At 72.8% G+C, this 19709-nt stretch carries 18 protein-coding genes and 1 riboswitch; of the genes, 5 read left to right on the top strand and 13 right to left on the bottom strand.

Annotation, left to right across the window (positions count from 1 at the left end; genetic code table 11):
• Window positions 1-2 precede the first annotated feature (2 nt).
• Genes hisG through ACH5A8_RS22415 form a run of 6 tightly spaced genes read right to left on the bottom strand, consistent with a single transcriptional unit; the run spans window position 3 to window position 4328 of the window.
• Complete coding sequence (hisG, locus tag ACH5A8_RS22440) at window positions 3-851, bottom strand: ATP phosphoribosyltransferase (RefSeq protein WP_399004530.1); 849 nt, start codon at window positions 849-851, stop codon at window positions 3-5.
• 51 nt (window positions 852-902) lie between these two features.
• On the bottom strand, window positions 903-1175 hold the full coding sequence (locus ACH5A8_RS22435; protein ID WP_361696308.1) for a phosphoribosyl-ATP diphosphatase: 273 nt from the start codon (window positions 1173-1175) through the stop codon (window positions 903-905).
• Window positions 1176-1209: 34 nt separating this feature from the next.
• Window positions 1210-1695: a 6,7-dimethyl-8-ribityllumazine synthase gene (gene ribH / locus ACH5A8_RS22430; RefSeq protein ID WP_399004528.1), complete on the bottom strand. Its 486-nt coding sequence runs from the start codon at window positions 1693-1695 to the stop codon at window positions 1210-1212.
• Window positions 1696-1717: 22 nt separating this feature from the next.
• Window positions 1718-3061: a bifunctional 3,4-dihydroxy-2-butanone-4-phosphate synthase/GTP cyclohydrolase II gene (locus tag ACH5A8_RS22425; protein WP_399004526.1), complete on the bottom strand. Its 1344-nt coding sequence runs from the start codon at window positions 3059-3061 to the stop codon at window positions 1718-1720.
• Complete coding sequence (locus tag ACH5A8_RS22420; protein WP_399004524.1) at window positions 3058-3702, bottom strand: nicotinamide riboside transporter PnuC; 645 nt, start codon at window positions 3700-3702, stop codon at window positions 3058-3060. The genes ACH5A8_RS22425 and ACH5A8_RS22420 overlap by 4 nt, the downstream gene beginning before the upstream one ends.
• Window positions 3699-4328 (bottom strand): riboflavin synthase, encoded by a 630-nt coding sequence (locus ACH5A8_RS22415; protein WP_399004522.1) that lies wholly within the window; start codon window positions 4326-4328, stop codon window positions 3699-3701. The genes ACH5A8_RS22420 and ACH5A8_RS22415 overlap by 4 nt, the downstream gene beginning before the upstream one ends.
• Before the next feature lie 156 nt (window positions 4329-4484).
• Window positions 4485-4615, bottom strand: a riboswitch (FMN riboswitch).
• 563 nt (window positions 4616-5178) lie between these two features.
• Between ACH5A8_RS22415 and ACH5A8_RS22410 the strand changes: the two genes are divergently transcribed.
• The gene (locus ACH5A8_RS22410; protein WP_399004640.1) at window positions 5179-5934 is read left to right on the top strand and encodes an SDR family oxidoreductase; all 756 of its coding nucleotides are present in this window, start codon (window positions 5179-5181) and stop codon (window positions 5932-5934) included.
• A 144-nt stretch (window positions 5935-6078) separates the two neighbouring features.
• Here the strand turns inward: ACH5A8_RS22410 and ACH5A8_RS22405 are convergent, their stop codons facing one another.
• Window positions 6079-7254, bottom strand: coding sequence for an ROK family transcriptional regulator (locus tag ACH5A8_RS22405; RefSeq protein ID WP_399004520.1), 1176 nt, complete (start codon window positions 7252-7254; stop codon window positions 6079-6081).
• Window positions 7255-7402: 148 nt separating this feature from the next.
• On the opposite strand from ACH5A8_RS22405, the gene ACH5A8_RS22400 reads away from it, so the two are divergent.
• On the top strand, window positions 7403-8614 hold the full coding sequence (locus ACH5A8_RS22400) for an MFS transporter (protein ID WP_399004518.1): 1212 nt from the start codon (window positions 7403-7405) through the stop codon (window positions 8612-8614).
• Here ACH5A8_RS22400 and ACH5A8_RS22395 read toward each other — a convergent pair.
• Window positions 8574-9032 carry an acyl-CoA thioesterase gene (locus ACH5A8_RS22395; protein ID WP_399004516.1) on the bottom strand — a complete coding sequence of 153 codons (459 nt, stop codon included), beginning with the start codon at window positions 9030-9032 and terminating at the stop codon, window positions 8574-8576. The two genes, ACH5A8_RS22400 and ACH5A8_RS22395, sit on opposite strands and share 41 nt — an antisense overlap.
• A 156-nt stretch (window positions 9033-9188) precedes the next feature.
• On the opposite strand from ACH5A8_RS22395, the gene ACH5A8_RS22390 reads away from it, so the two are divergent.
• The 3 genes from ACH5A8_RS22390 (at window position 9189) to ACH5A8_RS22380 (ending at window position 12572) form a co-directional block, all read left to right on the top strand.
• On the top strand, window positions 9189-10592 hold the full coding sequence (locus ACH5A8_RS22390; protein ID WP_399004514.1) for a uracil-xanthine permease family protein: 1404 nt from the start codon (window positions 9189-9191) through the stop codon (window positions 10590-10592).
• A gap of 236 nt (window positions 10593-10828) precedes the next feature.
• Window positions 10829-11545, top strand: a complete 717-nt coding sequence (locus tag ACH5A8_RS22385; RefSeq protein WP_399004512.1) for a DUF5995 family protein — start codon at window positions 10829-10831, stop codon at window positions 11543-11545.
• Window positions 11546-11642: 97 nt separating this feature from the next.
• Window positions 11643-12572 (top strand): LLM class F420-dependent oxidoreductase, encoded by a 930-nt coding sequence (locus ACH5A8_RS22380; RefSeq protein WP_399004510.1) that lies wholly within the window; start codon window positions 11643-11645, stop codon window positions 12570-12572.
• Window positions 12573-12588: 16 nt separating this feature from the next.
• On the opposite strand, the gene ACH5A8_RS22375 is transcribed toward ACH5A8_RS22380, so the two are convergent.
• The 5 genes from ACH5A8_RS22375 to ACH5A8_RS22355 all read right to left on the bottom strand — a co-directional run bounded on the left by ACH5A8_RS22375 (window position 12589) and on the right by ACH5A8_RS22355 (window position 19426).
• Window positions 12589-14301 (bottom strand): flavin monoamine oxidase family protein, encoded by a 1713-nt coding sequence (locus ACH5A8_RS22375; protein ID WP_399004508.1) that lies wholly within the window; start codon window positions 14299-14301, stop codon window positions 12589-12591.
• Between the two features lie 50 nt (window positions 14302-14351).
• Entirely contained in the window at window positions 14352-15140 is a 789-nt protein-coding gene (locus ACH5A8_RS22370) for a carbon-nitrogen hydrolase family protein (protein WP_399004506.1), read from the bottom strand.
• Window positions 15141-15684: 544 nt separating this feature from the next.
• Window positions 15685-16137 (bottom strand): Lrp/AsnC family transcriptional regulator, encoded by a 453-nt coding sequence (locus tag ACH5A8_RS22365; protein WP_019983898.1) that lies wholly within the window; start codon window positions 16135-16137, stop codon window positions 15685-15687.
• A gap of 10 nt (window positions 16138-16147) precedes the next feature.
• On the bottom strand, window positions 16148-17611 hold the full coding sequence (locus tag ACH5A8_RS22360) for an amino acid permease (RefSeq protein WP_399004504.1): 1464 nt from the start codon (window positions 17609-17611) through the stop codon (window positions 16148-16150).
• A 363-nt stretch (window positions 17612-17974) separates the two neighbouring features.
• Complete coding sequence (locus tag ACH5A8_RS22355; RefSeq protein WP_399004502.1) at window positions 17975-19426, bottom strand: GuaB1 family IMP dehydrogenase-related protein; 1452 nt, start codon at window positions 19424-19426, stop codon at window positions 17975-17977.
• Window positions 19427-19709: the final 283 nt, after the last annotated feature.

The following is a 19709-nucleotide window of genomic DNA, read 5'->3' as shown; positions in this document are numbered from 1 at the left end:
CCTTACAGACGGCAGGCGTGGATGGCCGTGGTCAGGATGGCGCGGGCGCCGATGGAGTACAGGTCGTCCATGATCCGCTGCGCCTCCTTGGCCGGGACCATGGCGCGCACGGCGACCCAGCCCTCGTTGTGCAGGGGGGAGACGGTCGGGGATTCCAGGCCCGGGGTCAGCGCGACGGCCTTCTCCAGCTGCTCGACCCGGCAGTCGTAGTCCATCATGACGTACGTCCGGGCGACCAGGACGCCTTGCAGGCGGCGCAGGAACTGCTGCACCTTGGGGTCCTCGGCGTCCGCGCCGGTGCGGCGGATGACGATCGCCTCGGACTTCATGATCGGCTCGCCGAAGACCTCCAGGCCGGCGTTGCGCAGGCTGGTGCCGGTCTCCACGACGTCGGCGATGACCTCGGCGACGCCCAGCTCGATCGCGGTCTCCACGGCGCCGTCCAGGTGGACGACGGAGGCGTCGACGCCGCTGTCGGCGAGGTGCCCCGCGACGATGCCCTCGTAGGAGGTGGCGACGGTCTTGCCCTTGAGGTCCTCGATGCCGCTCGCGGTGCCGGGCTTGGCGGCGAAGCGGAAGGTGGAGCGGGCGAAGCCGAGCGGGAGGATCTCCTCGGCGCCGGCGCCGGAGTCGACGAGCAGGTCGCGGCCGGTGATGCCGATGTCGAGGCGGCCGGAGGAGACGTAGATCGCGATGTCGCGGGGGCGGAGGTAGAAGAACTCGACCTCGTTGTTCGGGTCGACGATCCGCAGTTCCTTGGACTCGCGGCGCTGCTGGTAGCCGGCCTCATGCAGCATGTCCGCCGCAGGGCCGGAGAGTGAACCCTTGTTGGGGACGGCGATGCGCAGCATGAGGTCGGCTTCCTTTGTTCGTGCGTGCGGTGACGGGGGGGGTGCTGGTTCTCAGAGGTGGGCGTAGACGTCGTCCAGGGAGATGCCCCGGGCGACCATCATCACCTGGACGTGGTACAGCAGCTGCGAGATCTCCTCGGCGGCCGCCTCCTTGCCCTCGTACTCGGCGGCCATCCAGACCTCGGCGGCCTCTTCGACGACCTTCTTGCCGATGGCATGGACTCCCTTGCCGACCAGCTCGGCGGTGCGGGAGGTGGCGGGGTCGCCTGCTGCGGCCTTGTGCTGGAGCTCGGTGAAGAGCTCCTCGAACGTCTTCTTGGACATGGTGTCCCCCACCCTAGCCGTTGTCGGGGGCGACTCACCGCCAGGGTTCGGATACTGAACGGAGCGTGGCCGCGGTCGAGACGGCCGCGGTGACCGCCTCGTGGCCCTTGTCCTCGGTGGAGCCCTCCAGGCCGGCCCGGTCCAGGGCCTGTTCCTCGGTGTCGCAGGTGAGCACGCCGAAACCGACGGGGACGCCGGTGTCGACCGACACCTGGGTCAGGCCCTGGGTGACGCCCTGGCAGACGTAGTCGAAGTGCGGCGTGCCGCCGCGGATGACGACGCCGAGGGCGACGATCGCGTCGTAGCCGCGGCCGGCCAGCACCTTGGCCACCACCGGAAGCTCGAAGCTGCCGGGGACCCTGAGGAGGGTCGGCTCGTCGATGCCGAGTTCGTGCAGGGCGCGCAGCGCGCCGTCCACCAGTCCGTCCATCACCTTCTCGTGCCACTGTGCCGCGATGACGGCGACCCTGAGGTCCCCGACGTTGCGGACGGACAGTTCCGGTGCACCCTTGCCGCTCACGTGTCTCCTCGGTTCCTGGTACTTACTGGTTGGCGCAGCCGGACACGGCGGGCGTGTCCAGCCAGGGCAGGTCGTGGCCCATCCGGTCCCGCTTGGTGCGCAGGTAGCGGAGGTTGTGCTCGCCGGCCTGGACGGGCATCGGCTCGCGGCCGGTGACCTTGATGCCGTGGCGCAGCAACGCGTCGCTCTTGTCGGGGTTGTTGGTCATCAGACGGACGCCGCGCACCCCGAGGTCGGCGAGGATCTGCGCGCCGGCGCCGTAGTCGCGGGCGTCGGCGGGCAGGCCGAGTTCGAGGTTGGCGTCGAGCGTGTCGCGGCCCCGCTCCTGGAGTTCGTACGCCCGCAGCTTGGACATCAGTCCGATGCCGCGTCCCTCGTGGCCGCGCAGGTAGACCACCACGCCCCGGCCTTCCTCCTGGATGCGTGCGAGGGAGGCGTCCAGCTGGGGGCCGCAGTCGCAGCGCAGGGAGCCGAAGACGTCTCCGGTCAGGCATTCGGAGTGGACGCGGACCAGGACGTCCTCGCCGTCGCCGATCTCGCCGTGGACGAGGGCGACGTGCTCGACGCCGTCGACGGTGGAGCGGTAGCCGTAGGCGGTGAAGGCGCCGTGCGCGGTGGGCAGGCGGACCTCGGCCTCGCGGCGGACGGTGGGCTCGCTGCTCCGGCGGTAGGCGATCAGGTCCTCGATGGAGATGATCGTCAGGCCGTGCTTGCGGGCGAAGAGGAGCAGTTCGGGCAGGCGGAGCATCCGGCCGTCCTCGCCGGCGATCTCCACGATGGCGCCGGCCGGGCGCAGCCCCGCGAGCCGGGCGAGGTCGACGGCGGCCTCGGTGTGGCCGTCGCGGGCGAGCACGCCGCCGGGACGGGCGCGCAGCGGGAAGACGTGGCCGGGGCGGACCAGCTCGGTTGGCTCGGCGGCGCCGCCGGCCAGGAGCCGGAGGGTGGTGGCGCGGTCGACGGCGGAGATGCCGGTGGTGACGCCGTGGGCGGCGGAGGCGTCGACGGAGACCGTGAAGGCGGTCTTCATCGACTCGGTGTTCTGCTCCACCATCTGCGGCAGTTCGAGCCGGTCCAGTTCCTCGCCCTCCATGGGGGCGCAGATCAGGCCGCGGCACTCGCTCATCATGAAGGCGACGATCTCGGGGGTCGCCTTCTCGGCGGCGATGACGAGGTCGCCCTCGTTCTCCCGGTCCTCGTCGTCGACGACCACGACCGGGCGGCCGGCGGCGATGTCCGCGACGGCCTGCTCGATCGGGTCGAGGGTGAAGTCCTCGACGTCGTCGGAGCCGTAGAGGACGGGCGGGATCGAAGGGACGGCGCGAAGCGCCTCCGTCGGGGCGGTGGCGGGGGACGGGTGGGCGCTCATGCGGGCGCTCCTTCCGGGACGGGCCGCGCGGTCCTGCGGGAGCGCAGCCACCAGTCGCGCATGCCCCACAGGACGAGCGCGCCGTAGATGACGTAGACGAAGCCGGAGAAGGCGAAGCCGTTGGCGAAGTTGAGCGGGACGCCGACGGCGTCGACGAGCAGCCAGGCGAACCAGAACTCCACCATGCCGCGCGCCTGGGCGTACATGGCGACGATGGTGCCGACGAAGATGTAGGCGTCCGGCCAGGGGTCCCAGGAGAGGGACGGGTAGGCCTCGAAGAGTGCGGCGACGGCGAGGGTGCCGAGGGCCGCGGCGCCGAGCAGGGCGGCGCGCTCGCGCCAGGTGGCGAAGCGTACGGCGATGTGGCCGTCCCCGCCCTGGCCCTTGCCGCGGTTCCACTGCCACCAGCCGTAGACCGCGACGACCATGACGACGATCTGCTTGCCGGCGCTGCCGGAGAGGTGGGCGGTGGAGAAGGCGGCGAAGAGGATCAGTCCGGACAGGAACTGGGTGGGCCAGCTCCATATGGAGCGCCGCCAGCCGAACGCCAGGCCGATCAGGCCGATGACGTTGCCGATCATGTCGGACCACTTGATCTGCTGGCCGAGGAGGGTGAAGGCCTCGGAGTTGAGCCAGTTCACTCGCCGGCCCCCCGCGTGTCGTCGCCGGTCCGCCGCGCGCGGTCGCCGAGCAGGCGCTCGACGTACTTGGCGACGACGTCCACCTCGAGGTTGACCGGGTCGCCGGGCTTCTTGAGGCCGAGGGTGGTCAGGGCGAGGGTGGTGGGGATGAGGCTGACCGTGAAGTGGTCGGCGCCGGCCTCGACCACGGTGAGGCTGATGCCGTCGACCGTGATGGAGCCCTTCTCCACGACGTAGCGCGCGAGGTCCGCCGGCAGCGAGACCTTCACGATCTCCCAGTGCTCGGAGGGGGTGCGCGCGAGGATCGTGCCGGTGCCGTCGACGTGGCCCTGGACGATGTGGCCGCCGAGGCGGGCGCCCACGGCGGTGGGGCGTTCGAGGTTGACGCGGGAGCCGGTGGTGAGGACGCCGAGGCTGGAGCGTTTGAGGGTCTCCGCCATCACGTCGGCGGTGAACTCGTCGCCCTCGTGCTCGACGACGGTGAGACAGACCCCGTTCACGGCGATGGAGTCGCCGTGCTGCGCGCCCTGGGTCACGACGGGGCCGCGGAGCCGGAAGCGAGCCGCGTCGCCGAGGTTCTCGACGGCGGTGACCTCACCCAGCTCTTCGACGATTCCGGTGAACACTTCCCGGGTCCTCCTGCCTCTTCGGGCACGGACTCCGGGGCTGTCGCGATGACGACAGAAGACACGGACGAAGAGCACTCGGGGCGACGCCGGACGGGGCCACGCCTGTGAGGGCGAGCCCGAGGACGGCGGCGCGCACGCGTGCATGCTCGCCCGCCGCGCACTGCCTCCCATCCGGACTTTAACCGTCGGTCCAGGAATTTCACCTGGTCAACCGGCCGCTGGAAGCGACCGGGTCGCGGACTGTAACCGCCGGTTCGGACTTTCACCGACCCCGGAGTGCGCTGCTACTGGTACAGGCCCAGTGTGCCACGCCCGATCGACGTCCATACGGACGATCGGTGTGGGCTCGCTCACAGAGCGCAGCACCGGCGGGGGCCGACGCCATCCGGCCACGTCGCCGCGCACGGGGACGCGCACGAGGGCCTGAAAGGTCCGGCGGCGGGCAAGGGCCGTCGTCACCGCCGCCGGACCGGCCTGTGCAGGAGTCAGACCCTAAAAGGACTAGACCACAGCGGTCAACAGGCGTGCGGCCGCCGAGAGTTCGACGCCGCGCCGCAGACGGGGGCGGCCGGCTCGCGGTGGCCGGGAGTGCGGACACGGGGGCCGACGGGGCGGTGGCGGCGGCCGCGCGGGCGGGCGGCCCGCCGGCGCGGCGGGCGCCACCGAGCCGCGCCCGCCGCGCCGGCGGAGCAGGTGCGGACACCGGCGAACACGGACAAGCTGGACCTCGTACGGCGTCGGCACGCTCGTCGGCGACGGCCCGACGTCACCTCGCGCGGCGCCGCGCCGTCCTGGTCCGTGAGAGGCGTTCCACCGGGGAGCGCCGATGTCCGGAGGGCTGAACGACATGACCACGATCCTGGTGACCGGCGGCACCGGAACACTCGGCCGGCTCGTCGCGGAGCGGCTGCGCGCGGACGGGCACGAGGCACGGGTGCTCAGCCGGCACAGTCGGCCCCACGCCGTCGACCTCCGCGAGGGCGGGCCCGCGCTGGAGGAGGCCGTCACGGGCGTGGACACGGTCGTGCACTGCGCGAGTTCGACCCGCGGCGGCGACGAGGAGGCCGCCGCCCACCTGATCGCCGCGGCGCGCCGGGCGCGGGTGCCCCATCTGCTCTACATCTCCATCGTGGGCGTCGACCGGGTGCCGTACGGCTACTACCAGACCAAGCACGCCGTGGAGCGGCTGGTCGAGGAGTCGGGCCTGGGCTGGACCGTGCTGCGCGCCACCCAGTTCCACGACCTGCTGGTGAGCGTCTTCGAACCGCTCGCCAAGCCGCCGGTGATGCTGCTCCCGGCCGGCGTGGGCGATCAGCCGGTCGAGGTGGCGGAGGTCGCCGGCCGGCTCGCCGAACTGGCGCAGGCCGGACCGGCGGGCCGGGTCCCGGACATGGGCGGTCCCGAGGTGCGCTCCCTGGAGTCCCTCGCCCGCGCCTATCTCCGGGCCGTGGGCCGCCACCGCCCGATCCTGAACCTGCCGCTCCCGGGGAGGACGTACCGGGCGTTCCGGGAGGGCGGTCACCTCGCCCCGGGCCACGCGGCGGGGAAGCGGACGTTCGAGGAGTACCTGACGGCGCGGTTCGGCACGGCACTGCACGACTGAGGCGACGCCCCTCCCGCGCCCCCCTGACAGGGGCTGGGCAGGGCACGGCGGGCTCGGCGGGGGCGGGACGGGCGGCCGGTCCGACGCGGGCCGCCGCAGGGCGTCGACCGGTCAGGCGAGCGCATGAGCGGGGGCGTCGAGCGGTCAGGCGAGCGCGTGGGCGGGGGGCGTGAACAAGGAGTCCTGGGCACGGTCCCGGGCCGTGATGAGCGCTCCGCGCAGCACCGCGCCGCCGCCGAGTTCCCCCGGTCGTACCTCCAGGGGCAGCGGCGACATCCGCCGCACGCGGTCGGCCACGCGCCCGGCGAGCGCCGCGCCGCCGGCCCGGCCGACCTCGCCGCCCAGGACCACGCACCCGGGATCCAGGACGGCCGCCACCGAGGCGGCGCCGAGGGCGACGCGGTCGGCGAGGGCGTCCAGGAAGGACGCGGCCCCGGCGGTGTCGGCGGCCGCCCGCCGTACCAGTTCCGCCGCCGGGGCCCCCACGAGCCCGTGCTCCGAGGCCAGTTCGGTCACGGCCGCCGCGCCGGCCAGGGAGTGGAAGCCGCCCGCGCAGTCCGTCGCCGAGGGCAGGCCCCGGGTGCCCGGCACGGGCAGGAATCCGATCTCGCCGGTGCCGCCGGACGCCCCGCGGCGCAGCACGCCGTCCAGGACCACGGCCGCGCCCGTGCCGTTGCCGAGCCAGAGCAGGACGAAGGTGTCCCGCCCCCGGGCGGCGCCTTCGCGCTGCTCGGCCAGCGCGGCGAGGTTGGTCTCGTTCTCGACGATGACGGCGGCGTGCGGCAGCCGTTCCTGGAGGGCGGCGACCAGCCGGCGGTGCCACTCGGGCAGGCCCGTGGAGTCGCGCAGCTCGCCGGTGACCGGGTCGATGAGGCCGGGCGCGCCGATGGCGACCGTGTGCAGCCGCTCGGCGCCCGCCTCCTTCGCGGCCCGCTCCACCAGGGCGACCGCCTGCTCCACGGCCGGTCCGGTCCCGGTGTCCCCGCCGATCGGCACGGCCGCCTCGGCCAGCTCCCGCCCGAGCAGGTCGGTCACCGTCACGGAGACGCTCTCGGTGCGCACGTCGAGGGCGGCGAGGTGGGCGCGGTCGGCGACGATGCCGTACAGCCGTGCGTTCGGGCCGCGCCGCTGCTCGCCGGACTCCCCCACCACGGTGATCAGGCCGGAGACCGCCAGGCGGTCCACCAGATCGGCGACCGTCGGCCGGGACAGGCCGGTGAGCTGCTTCAACTGTCCTGCCGTCAACGGCCCTTCCTGCTGCAGCAGCCGCAGGGCGAGCCGGTCGTTGATGGCCCGGGCGGTGCTCGGGGATGCGGGCATGCCGGGAATCCTCCCAGATCGACTGGGCCGCCCCGGGGGCGGCCGCGCTTCCCCTATCCATCAGGAAGGGTCCCTGATAGTTTACGTCGCGTTCAGCACACCCGCCGTTCCTCCGGGGAACGGCTCAGCGCCCAGAAGGGGCCGGAGAATGACAGCAGTGGTCTACGAACAGCGCGAGGTGCGGCGCGCCCGGTACGCCGTGGCGGCCGTCTTCGCCGCGCACGGCGCCGTCACCGGCTCGTTCGCGACCCGGGTGCCGTGGATCCAGGAGCACGCCTCGGTCAGCGCCGGGCAGTTGGGCCTCGCACTCGCGTTCCCGGCGCTCGGCGCGTCCCTCGCGATGCCGCTGGCGGGCCGCGTCAGTCACCGCTTCGGCGCCCGCGCCGCCCTGCGCGGACTGCTCGCCCTGTGGACGCTGTCGCTGGCCCTGCCCGCCCTCTCCCCCGACCTCCCCACCCTGTGCCTGGCGCTGTTCGTCTACGGCGCCTCGGCGGGCATGTCGGACGTCGCGATGAACGCCCTGGGCGTGGAGGTGGAGAACCGGCTCGGCCGCTCGATCATGTCCGGGCTGCACGGCATGTGGAGCGCCGGCGCCCTGATCGGCTCGGCGGCCGGGACGCTCGCCGCGCACCTGGGCGCGGACGCCCGCCTGCACCACGTCCTCGCGGCCGGGGTCCTCACCGTGCTGGGCCAGGTGGCCTGCACCTGGGTCCTGGACCTCCAGCCGGCCGAGGACGAGGAGCCGCCGCCGCGGTTCGCGCTGCCGCCGAAGTCGGCGCTGCTGATCGGCGCGATCGGATTCTGCGCGGTGTTCGCGGAGGGCGCGAGCCTGGACTGGTCGGCGGTCTACCTGCGCCACCAGCTGGACACCTCGGCGGGGCTCGCCGCGGCCTGCACCACGGGTTTCACCCTGACCATGGCCGTCGCCCGGATCGCCGGCGACCGGGTGGTGGACCGGTTCGGCTCGGTGCGCACGGTGCGGGCGAGCGGCGTCCTGGCCGTCCTCGGCGGTCTGCTGGTCGTCCTGGCGGGCCATCCGGCGGTGGCGATGACCGGGTTCGCGCTGATGGGTCTCGGCATCGCGGTCGTCGTGCCGCTGTGCTTCGCGGCGGCCGGGCGCAGCGGGCCGAACCCGAGCCAGGCCATCGCCGGTGTCGCGACCATCACCTACACCTCCGGGCTGGTCGCGCCGAGCGCGATCGGCGGGCTCGCCCAGGCGACGAGCCTGGTGGTGTCGTTCGGCCTGGTGACGGTGCTGGCGTGCGGGCTCGCCGCCTTCGCCGGGGTGCTGCGGGCGGGCGACCGGGACCGCCCGAGGGTCAGTCCGCCGGCCGCAGCAGTTCCCGGCCCGCGGCCCTGAACCGCTCGCTCCACGGGGCGGGGCACAGGGTCGCCGAGTCCAGCCGGACCAGGACGCGGGTGCCGTGGGCGTACGTCACCGCGCCGTCGGCCGAGCAGAACCGGAAGCCGTACGTCAGGCCGGTGGTGCCGAGCCGTTCCAGCCACAGGTGGACGGCGTACCCGCCGGGCCGCGTCACCGGCGCCTCGTAGGTGATCCGCAGTTCCTTGACCGCGTTGCAGGCGTCCCCGGCGGCGGCCCAGTCGCCCTCGAAGCGGAAACCGTGCCCGCTCCACAGCTCCGACCAGGCGCGCTCCACCAGCACCGGACAGCGCGCGTTGTGCAGCAGGCCGAGCGCGTCCAGGTCGTCGAAGTGCACCTCGACGGGGATCAGCCGACCATGCGACAGGGCGGGGGCGGCGGGTGCTTCGACGGTCACGGCGGTACTCCTGGGGTGCGGTGGTGCGGTGGTACACGGCCATCCTAAGCGGTCGCTCAGCACGGTCCCCGGGCGGAGCGCCGGACGGAGCATCGCCGGGCACCCCCGACAATGGTTTTCGGACAACCTCACGCACAGAGAAAGCGAAACCCCACCATGGACCTCGGCGTGCGCTGGAAACTGCACGGTGACGGGCGCACGCCCGCACCCGGAGCGGTGGTCCGGCCCGACGAACGGCTCTCCTGGCCCCGCACGATCGGGCTCGGCGCCCAGCACGTCGTGGCCATGTTCGGCGCCTCCTTCGTGGCCCCCGTGCTCATGGGTCTCGACCCCAACCTCGCGATCATGATGTCGGGCGTCGCGACCGTGATCTTCCTGCTCGCCACCCGCGGCCGGGTGCCCAGCTACCTGGGCTGCTCACTGTCGTTCGTGGGCGTCGCGGCGGTGATCCGGGCCCAGGGCGGCACGAGCGCGACCGTGACCGGCGCCGTGCTCGTCGTCGGAGCCGTGCTGTTCCTGGTCGGTCTCGCCGTCCAGCGATTCGGGGCGCGGATCATCCACGCCGCGATGCCGCCGATCGTCACCGGTGCGGTGGTGATGCTGATCGGCTTCAACCTCGCCCCGGTGACCGCCTCCACCTACTGGCCGCAGGACCAGTGGACGGCGCTGCTGGTGATGCTGTTCACCGGACTGGCCGTCGTCTGCCTGCGCGGCTTCTGGTCCCGCATCGCGATCTTCCTCGGCCTGGTCTTCGGGTACGCCCTGTCCTGGGCCCTGGACCGGATCTTCGGCAGGATCCACTCCGTGGACGGGGCGGGCAAGGTCACCGACCACTGGCGCCTGGACCTCTCCGGCGTCGGCAAGGCCGACTGGATCGGGCTGCCGACCTTCCACGGACCGGCCTTCCACTGGTCGGCGATCCTGGTGGCGCTGCCCGTCGTCATCGCGCTGGTCGCGGAGAACGCCGGGCACGTGAAGGCGGTCGGCGAGATGACCGGCGACCCGCTCGACGACAAGCTCGGCACGGCCATCTCGGCGGACGGCGTCGCCTCGGTGCTGTCGACGGCGGTCGGCGGACCGCCCAACACCACGTACTCCGAGAACATCGGCGTGATGGCCGCCACCCGCGTCTACTCCACCGCCGCCTACTGGGCCGCCGCCGGCTTCGCGCTGCTGTTCGGCATCTGCCCGAAGTTCGGCGCCGTCGTCGCCGCGATCCCCGGCGGCGTCCTCGGCGGCATCACCGTCATCCTGTACGGCATGATCGGCCTGCTCGGCGCGCAGATCTGGATCAACGCCAAGGTCGACCTGCGCAATCCGCTGAACCTGGTGCCGGCCGCGGCGGGCATCATCATCGGCGTCGGCAACGTCAGCATGAAGTTCACCGACACCTTCTCCCTTAGCGGCATCGCGCTCGGCACGATCGTCGTCATCACCGGCTACCACGCGCTGCGCGCCTTCGCGCCCGCGCACCTGAAGAAGCAGGAACCGCTCCTGGACGAGGGCACGTCCACGTACGACGCGCCGGGGAAGGCGGCCCCGCCGCGGACCGAGCCGTAGCCGGAGAGGAGACCGGCCGCACAGACCGCCCCCGGGCGGCTCGCGGCAGGCTCGCCGGCGGCTCCCGCACGCGCCACGGCGCCCGTCCCCGGATCCAGGGGACGGGCGCCGTGGCGCGTGCGGCGACGGTCGGAGCCGGTCCCGGGCGCCCCGGGGCGGTGTGCCGGTTCCCCCGTTCCGGGGAAGCGCCGGGCCCGTCGGCGCCCCGGCCGGGGCGGGCCTGGGACGCTGCCCCCATGGGGCAATCGGCACGACTCACCCGCCACCCGGACACCGTGGACGCGGCCCTCGCCCGGATGCGCGGCCTGGCCGCCGCGCTGCCGGAGCGGGACGGGATCGCGGTCTTCAACCGGGTCTACCTCGCCGTCACCGAGGCGGTCGGCCACCGCCTGACGGCGGGCCGCTTCGCGGACCCGCGGGCCGCCGCCACGCTCGACGTCCGGTTCGCCGAGCGGTACCTCGCCGCCGTGGACGCGGCGGCCGAGGGGCGGCGCCCGCCCGCCTGCTGGCGGCCGCTGTTCCAGTTCCGCCGGCATCCCGGGGTACGCCCGCTGCAGTTCGCGCTGGCCGGCGTCAACGCGCACATCGGGCACGACCTGGCCCTGGCCGTCGTGGACGCCTGCCACGTCCTGGAGTGCGAACCGGCCGACCTGGAGGCCGACTTCGACCGCGTGGGCGACCTCCTGGCAGCGCTGGAGGAACAGGTCCGCGAGGATCTGATGCCGGGCCCCGACCTGCTGCAGATCGCCGACCCGCTCACCCATCTGCTGGGCGCCTGGAGCCTGGAGCGGGCCCGGGAGGCCGCCTGGTCGGCCGCGCGGGCCCTGTGGGCGCTGCGCCGGCTGCCCGAGGTGGCCGAGGAGTTCACCCAGCGGCTGGACGCGGCGGTCGGCTTCGCCGGACGCATGATGCTCACCCCGCTGCCGGACCGGCCCGCCCGCGCCGTCGACTGACGCGCCGGGCCCTTCCTGACCTGACCTGCCGGGAACTCCCGCGCGATCACTGTACGTTGACCGGTGGGCACCGTCGATCACGAAGGAGCACACCGGCATGGCGACACGGCTGGGGCTGGGCCTCCCGCAGAACCGCCAGTACGACCTCGGCAGGGACGTGCCCGACGTGGCATGCGCCGCCGAGCGCATCGGCTACGACAGCGTGTGGGTGTACGAGCGGGCCCTGTTCCCCGAGCCCGCCACCCAGGGGCTGTACGGCGTCGAGGGCCTGCCATGGCCCGACTCGTACCGGCATGTGGCCGACCCGCTCGTCACGCTCACCCTGGCCGCGGCGGCCACCGAACGCGTCGAGCTGGGCAGCAGCGTCCTCGTCGCCCCGCTGCACGCGCCCTTCCAGCTCGCCAAGGCCCTCGCCTCGCTCGACGCGGCCAGCGGCGGCCGGGTGATCGCCGGCTTCGGCACCGGCTGGTCCCTCGACGAGTACGCGGCCTCGGGGATCCGGCCGATCAAGGAGCGCGGGCGGGTGCTGGACGAGGTGATCGACGTCTGCCGCGCGGTGTGGGGCCCGGACCCGGTGCGGCACAACGGCCGGCTCACCACGATCGACTCGGCCGTGGTCGGCCCCAAGCCCGCCCGGCCCGTCCCGATCCTGCTGGCCGCCGGCACCGGCAGGGCGCGCGAGCGGCTGGTCGAGCACGCCGACGGCTGGCTGCCCACCGCCACCGGCCTGGAGCAGGTCGCCGACCAGTGGCACGCGCTCCAGGACCTGGCCGCCGAGCGCGGCCGGCAGCAGCCGTTGCGCACGGTGCTCAGGACGAACGCCCGCCACTCGGCCAAGGCCCTCGAAGGCGCCGGCCGGCGTCCCTTCCACGGCGACGCGGAGCAGATCGTCGAGGATCTCCTCCCCTACGCGGAACTGGGCCTCCAGGAGATCCTGGTCGACCTGCAGAGCACCCCGCGCGACGCGGAGGAACTGAAGGACGTCGCCGCTCAGGTGTACGAGACGGCGCGGGCGGCCGGACTGTGACCGCCCGCGACGGGCGTCAGTCCTCGGGTAGTTCGACGGGCGCGATCTCGTCGTAGACGTCGCCCGGGCCGGGGTTGGTGGCGTCGGTGTTCCCGCCGAGGTGGTGCATGACGCCCCACACCGCGTTCAGCGCGGTCTGCACGGCCCCCTCGGCCCAGCCAGCCGTCCAGGAGATGTCGTCGCCGGCCAGGAAGATACCCCGCTTGTCCTCGGGCAGCCGGTCCTGCATGAAGTGCGTGAACAGGCGCCGCTGGTAGCGGTAGTGGCCGGGCAGGTTGGCCTTGAACGCGCCCATGAAGTAGGGCTCGTTCTCCCAGGAGACCGTCACCGGGTTGCCGATGATGTGCCCCCGGATGTCGACGTCCGGGTAGATCTCGCCGAGCGACTTCAGCATGACCTCCATCCGCTCCTTCGCGGACAGCGGCAGCCACTTGAGGCTGTCGTCGCACCAGGTGTAGGAGAGGCAGATGACGGCGGGCTTGTCCGGGCCGTCGTCGAGCAGGTACGTGCCGCGGGTCATCCGGTCGGTGAGCGTCATCGACATGACGTCCCGGCCGGTCGGGTTCCCGCGGTCGTCGACGGCCTTGTCCAGCCAGAACGGCCGGTCCACGGGCACGAAGAGCTTGCTGGACTCCATGTAGTGGGTGCGCTCGATCGCCGTCCAGTGGTCGATCGGGAACAGCTCGTCGTCGCACTGGATCTTCGACAGCAGCATCCAGGACTGCGCGGTGAAGATCGCCGCCCGGTAGGTGCGGATGTCGCCGTCGGCGTCCGTCACGGTGATCCGGTTGCCCGCGGTCCGGTTCAGCCGGGTCACGGCCGGGCGCGGCTCGCCGGCCACGTGCAGCGACTTCAGCGAGGTGCCGTACGGCCAGTGGACGATCTTCTCCGGCTCGCGCTCCCACAGGCGCAGCGGCAGCTGCTGGGAGCCGCCGACGATGCCGCGGTGGTGGTCGTCGGCCTCGGTGTAGACGACGCGCAGGATCTCCAGGATGGAGTTGGGGAAGTCGGTGTCCCAGCCGCCGGTGCCGAAGCCGACCTGGCCGAAGATCTCGCGGTGCCGGAAGGACTTGAACGCGTCCGAGTCGCAGAGGAAGCCGTAGAAGGTCTGGTTGTCCAGCTTCTCGACCAGCTTCGCCCAGATCTCGCGGATGCGCGGGACGTCCCGCTCGCGCATGGCGCGGTTCATGTCGGAGAAGTCCGCGCCCTCTTCGAGGCACTTGTTCCAGGCGTCGGCGACGTCCCGGTAGACCTGCGGCAGGTCGTCGATCGTCTCGGCGTAGTGCGACTCGCCCTTGAGGTCGACGACGGTCGACGGGGTCGCCTCCGCGAGCGGGTTGGGGAAGGGGCGGGTGGTCAGGCCGACCAGGTCGATGTAGTGCTGAAGGGCGGTGGAGGAGGGCGGGAAGCGCATGGCGCCCATCTCGGCGGTCAGCGACTCGTCGCAGCCCTCGAAGCCGACGGTGCGCAGCCGGCCGCCGATCCGGTCGGCCTCGTAGACGACGGGCTTCAGGCCCATCTTCATCAGCTCGTAGGCGGCGACGATGCCGGAGAGGCCGCCGCCGACGACCGCTACCTCGGTGCCGAGTTCGGTGGCGGGTATCTGGCCGAGGCCGGCCGGGTGGGCGAGGAAGTCGTCGTAGGCGTAGGGGAAGTCCGGGCCGAACATGGTGATCGGCGGCTGCTGCTCGTCGGCGTGCTCGACGGCGTTGGGCACCGTGGACGTCATGGGGTACGGACTCCTTGCGCGGGAAGAACTGGGGGGAGGCTGAGGGGGGTTCAGACGAGGGACCCGTACAGGCCGGGGCGGCGGTCCTTCAGGTACGGGTTGGTCTCGCGGGAGGCGGCGAGGAAGGCCGGGTCCACGTCGGCGAGGACCAGCTCCTCGCCGCGTCCGGCGCGGGCGCGGGCGATGCCGTCGGGCCCGGCGAGCGCGGACAGTCCGGCGAACTCGAACTCGCCCTCCTGGCCGGTGCGGTTGGCGTACGCGACGTACATCTGGTTCTCGAAGGCGCGCACCGGCACGAGGGACTCGGCGACGAACTGGAAGGGGTGCATCAGCGCCGTCGGGACGAGCAGGAGGTCGGTGCCGGCCAGGGCGTGGCCGCGCACGTTCTCCGGGAACTCCACGTCGTAGCAGATCAGGATGCCCACGGTCAGGCCGTTCAACTCGGCCTGGACGACCGGCTGCTCGCCGGGGGTGAAGTGGCCCTGCTCGAAGTCGCCGAAGAGGTGGGTCTTGCGGTGGTTGGCGAGGCGGACGCCGTCGGCGGAGATCAGCTGGGCGGAGTTGAAGACGGACGCGCCGGCGCGCTCCGGGTAGCCGTAGGCGACCGCGAGGCCGTGCCGCGTCGCCAGCTCGGCGATCGCGTCGGCGGCCTCGCCGTCGGCGGGCTCGGCGAGGCGGGCGACCTCGTCGCCGATGGCGTAGCCGGTCAGGAACATCTCGGGGGCGAGGAGGAGCGCGGCGCCCGCGGCTGCGGCACGGGCGGCCGCCGCGTCGAGGACCTCGAGGTTCTCGGCGATGGAGCCGGGGCGGCCGGAGCTCTGGAGCAGGGCGGTGCGCATGCGTTCCTCGCGGTGAGGGGGTTCTTCGGGGGGCGGTTAGACGGTACGGGCAGGTGGATGGGGGGTACAAGCGGTCGCCGTTGCGCGGGAGTGCGGGGTTCGTTGCGTACGGGAGCGGGCGTACGGCGATTCGTTGCGCGGCGGGTCGTGCCCGCGGTTTTCGCCGCCCGACCGCTCGGCCTCGGTCGCGTGAAGGGTCACCGGCCCTTAAGGCTCCGCCCCGGATCCGGCGGGGTTCGCGCCCCCGACCCCCACGGGTGCGGGGACCTGCTCGCCGTTGTGACCCGGCGCGGCGCCTGCCCCTGCTGCCCCGTCGGCGGGCCGTCTGCCTGCCGGAGCCGGCCGCGGGCGCCGCCCGGGCATGCCTCCGCCCCCGTGCCTGTCATCGGCGGGCCGGGGGCGGTGCGGGTGGGCGGGACGGCCCGGGTCTTTCGTTCGGATCAGCCGGAGCAGCCGGATCAGGCCGGATCAGGCCGGATCGGGTGCCAGGACACGCGAGCCCGGCATGATCCGAACCAGAGGCCCTGGCGGCCGTGCCGAGGGGTCATGTCGGGGAGCCCGACGAGTAGCGGCGCAGGAGCGGGGAGAGGACCAGGACCGACTTGGTGCGTTCCACGAACGGCTCGCCCGCGATGCGTTCGAGGACTCGTTCGAAGTGGCGCATGTCGGCGGCGAAGACCTGGGCGATGGCGTCCGCGTCACCGGTGACGGTGGACGCGGACACGACCTCCTGGTAGCGCTCCAGGCCCCGCTGGATGGTCTCCGGGGAGGTGTTGCGCCGGCAGTGGATCTCGACGTAGCCCTCGGTCTCCCAGCCCAGTGCGGCGGGGTCGACGCGGACGGTGAAGCCGGTGATGGCCCCGGTGGCCCGCAGCCTGTCCACGCGCCGCTTCACGGCGGGCGCCGACAGGCCGACGAGCTGCCCGATGTCCGCGTAGGAGCGGCGGGCGTCCTCGGCGAGGGCGTGCACGATGCGTTCGTCGAGATCGTTCAGCACAGTCGGTGGTTCACTTCTCGGATGATGGGGCGAGTCGGGAGCGGCGGTAGCCGTACCCGAAGTAGAACACGAGCCCGACCGCCATCCAGATTCCGAAGACCACCCAGGTGACGGCGGACAGGCTGCCCATCATCCACACGCACAGGACGAAGCCCACGGCCGGCAGCAGCGGGGACAGCGGCACGCGGAAGGTGCGGCGCATACCGGGACGGGTCCGGCGCAGCACCACGACGGCCACGTTGACGAGCGCGAAGGCGAAGAGCGTGCCGATGCTGGTGGCGTCGGCGAGCTGGCCCAGCGGTACGGCGGCGGCCAGCACGCCGCAGAACAGGGACACGATCACGGTGTTGACGCGCGGCGCGCCCGTCTTCGGGTGGACGCGGGAGAAGACCTTGGGCACCAGGCCGTCGCGGGACATCGCGAACAGGATGCGGGTCTGGCCGTAGAGCACGGTGAGGACGACGCTGGCGATGGCGACGACCGCGCAGGCGGCCAGCAGGGTGCCCCAGAAGGTCTGGCCGGTGACCTCGCGCATGATCTGGGCGAGGGCCGCCTCCGAGTCGCCGAACTGGCGCCAGGGCTTCGCGCCCACGGCGACGGCGGCGACGAGGACGTACAGGGCGGTGACGATGACCAGCGAGAGCATGATCGCGCGGGGCAGGTCGCGCTGGGCGTTCTTGGCCTCCTCGCCGGCGGTGGAGGCGGCGTCGAAGCCGATGTAGGAGAAGAACAGCGTCGCGCCCGCCGCGCTGACGCCGCCCATGCCGAGCGGCATGAAGTGGGAGTAGTTGCCCGAGCGGAAGCCCTGGACGCCGATGGCGCAGAACAGCACCAGCGAGGCGATCTTCACGCACACCATGATGGTGTTGGCGCGCGCGGACTCCTTGGCGCCGCCCATCAGGAAGGCCATCGCCAGCAGGACGACGATCAGCGCCGGCAGGTTGAAGACGCCGCCGTCGCCGGGCGGCGCGGACAGCGCGGCCGGAATGGTGACGCCGATGGTGCCCTTGAGCAGTTCGTTGAGGTACTCGCCCCAGCCGACGGCCACGGCGGCCACCGACACGCCGTACTCCAGCAGCAGGCACCAGCCGCACACCCAGGCGATCAGCTCGCCCATGGTTGCGTATGCGTACGAGTAGGAGGAGCCGGAGACCGGGATGGTGCCGGCCAGTTCGGCGTACGACAGGGCCGAGAACAGCGCGGTGAGGCCGGCGATCACGAAGGAGAGCGTGACGGCGGGGCCCGCCTTGGGCACGGCCTCGCCGAGGACCACGAAGATACCGGTGCCGAGGGTGGCGCCGATGCTGATCATGGTGAGCTGCCACAGGCCCAGGGACCGCCTGAGGGTTCCTCCCTCGCCCTGGCCACCCTCGGCGACCAGGCGTTCCACGGGCTTGCGACGCATCAGGCGCGCACCGACGGACGGGGGGACGGTGGTGGTGCGGTCGTGCGGCGGTGCGCTTTGGTCCAGCACGCGCGGCTCCTTGTCGCTGCGGGTCTTCAGCGGCGGGGACCGGTGGCGCCCGTCCCGCGGGGACCCACCGAGCGGGGTCCCTGCCGCGCCACGTACAGCAGCAGACCCTATGAGTCAGAGCATCGCACTTGTAATGCAGCAACCTTGCGCATCTCCGCATGATCGTTGCGTTCCTCGGCGCGGGGCGGGTGTTCGTTGCGCGGGCGCTTTCGACCGTTGCGCACGGGACATGGGGGACCGTCCCTTTCGCCTCGGCGGCCAGGAACGCGGCACGGCCCCCGCTCACCCGTCACCGGAACGCGGCACGGCCCCCGCTCACCCGTCACCGGGACAGCGGGGGCCGTGCTGGGGAAAGCGTCCGGCTCAGTTCCAGCTGGCGTGCAGCGGCTTGCCCTCGGCGTAACCGGCCGCGCTCTGGATGCCGACGATGGCCTTGTCGGCGAACTCCTCCAGGGAGGCGGCGCCGGCGTAGGTGCAGGAGGAGCGGACGCCCGCGATGATCGCGTCGATCAGGTCCTCGACGCCCGGGCGGGCCGGGTCGAGGAACATCCGCGAGGTGGAGATGCCCTCCTCGAACAGCGCCTTGCGGGCGCGGTCGTACGCCGACTCCTCCGAGGTGCGGTTGGCGACCGCGCGCGCGGAGGCCATGCCGAACGACTCCTTGTAGAGGCGGCCGCTCGCGTCCTGCTGGAGGTCGCCCGGCGACTCGTAGGTGCCCGCGAACCAGGAGCCGATCATCACGTTGGACGCGCCTGCCGCGAGCGCCATGGCCACGTCGCGCGGGTGGCGGACGCCGCCGTCGGCCCACACGTGCTTGCCGTACTTCCTCGCCTCGGCGGCGCACTCCAGGACGGCGGAGAACTGCGGCCGGCCCACGCCGGTCATCATCCGCGTGGTGCACATCGCGCCGGGGCCGACGCCGACCTTGATGATGTCGGCGCCCGCGTCGATCAGGTCCTTGACGCCCTCGGCGGAGACGATGTTGCCGGCGACGATCGGGACCTGCGGGTCGAGGGCGCGGACCAGCTTGACCGCGCTGATCATCGACTCCTGGTGGCCGTGCGCGGTGTCGATGACGAGGGTGTCCACGCCGGCGTCGAGGAGCTGCTTGGCCTTGCCCGCCACGTCGCCGTTGATGCCCACGGCGGCGGCGATGCGGAGCCCGCCCCGGTCGTCGGTGGCGGGGGTGTAGAGCGTGGCGCGCAGGGCGCCGTTGCGGGTGAGGATGCCGGCCAGGCGGCCGTTCTCGTCGACGGCGGGCGCGTAGCGCCGGTTGTGGTGGTCGAGGGTGTTGAAGGCCTCGCGCGGGTCGATGTCCGCGTCCAGGAGCAGCAGGTCCTTGCTCATGACCACTTCGAGCTGGGTGAAGCGGTCGACGCCGGTGAGGTCCCGGTCGGTGACCACGCCGACGGGCCGGTGGTCCTCGTCGACGACCACGCCGGCGTTGTGCGCGCGCTTGGGCAGCAGGGCGAGGGCGTCGGCGACCGTCTGGTGCGGTGCGAGCACGATGGGGGTGTCGAGGACGTGGTGGCGGCCCTTGACCCAGGTGACCACGTCGGTGACGACGTCGATCGGGATGTCCTGCGGAATGACCACCATTCCGCCGCGGCGGGCCACGGTCTCGGCCATGCGGCGGCCGGCGATCGCGGTCATGTTGGCGACGACCAGCGGGATGGTGGTGCCCGTGCCGTCCGGGGAGCTGAGGTCCACGCCCTGACGCGAGCCGACCGCGCTGCGGCTCGGCACCATGAAGACGTCGTCGTACGTCAGGTCGTACGCGGGCTGGATGTCGTTGAGGAAACGCACGTGCTGCACATCCCAGTCGATCAGAGGTGACCCCCTGGCAGGACCGCCAGGGGGAAAGAGCACGTACTTCATTGTCCCATGCCCCGGGCGCGGTCGGCTCCCGACAGAACATCCAGGCTGGTCAGCGGTCTCCTGGGAGGATCCTCCAAGCGCGTCTGCGACGGCCGCGGCACGACGGGCGGGGGGAATGCGCGGGGGCGGGGGGGGGCCCCCCCGGGGCCCCCCCCCCGGGGGGGGGGGGGGGGGGGTGGCGGCCCGGCCCCCGGAGGCGGGGGCGGCGGGGGGCGGGGCC

Source organism: Streptomyces sp. NPDC018610, assembly GCF_044391765.1.
GTDB lineage: Bacteria > Actinomycetota > Actinomycetes > Streptomycetales > Streptomycetaceae > Streptomyces.
The sequence above is the reverse complement of the archived record's forward strand: the minus strand, read 5'-3'. Positions and strand labels throughout refer to the sequence as shown.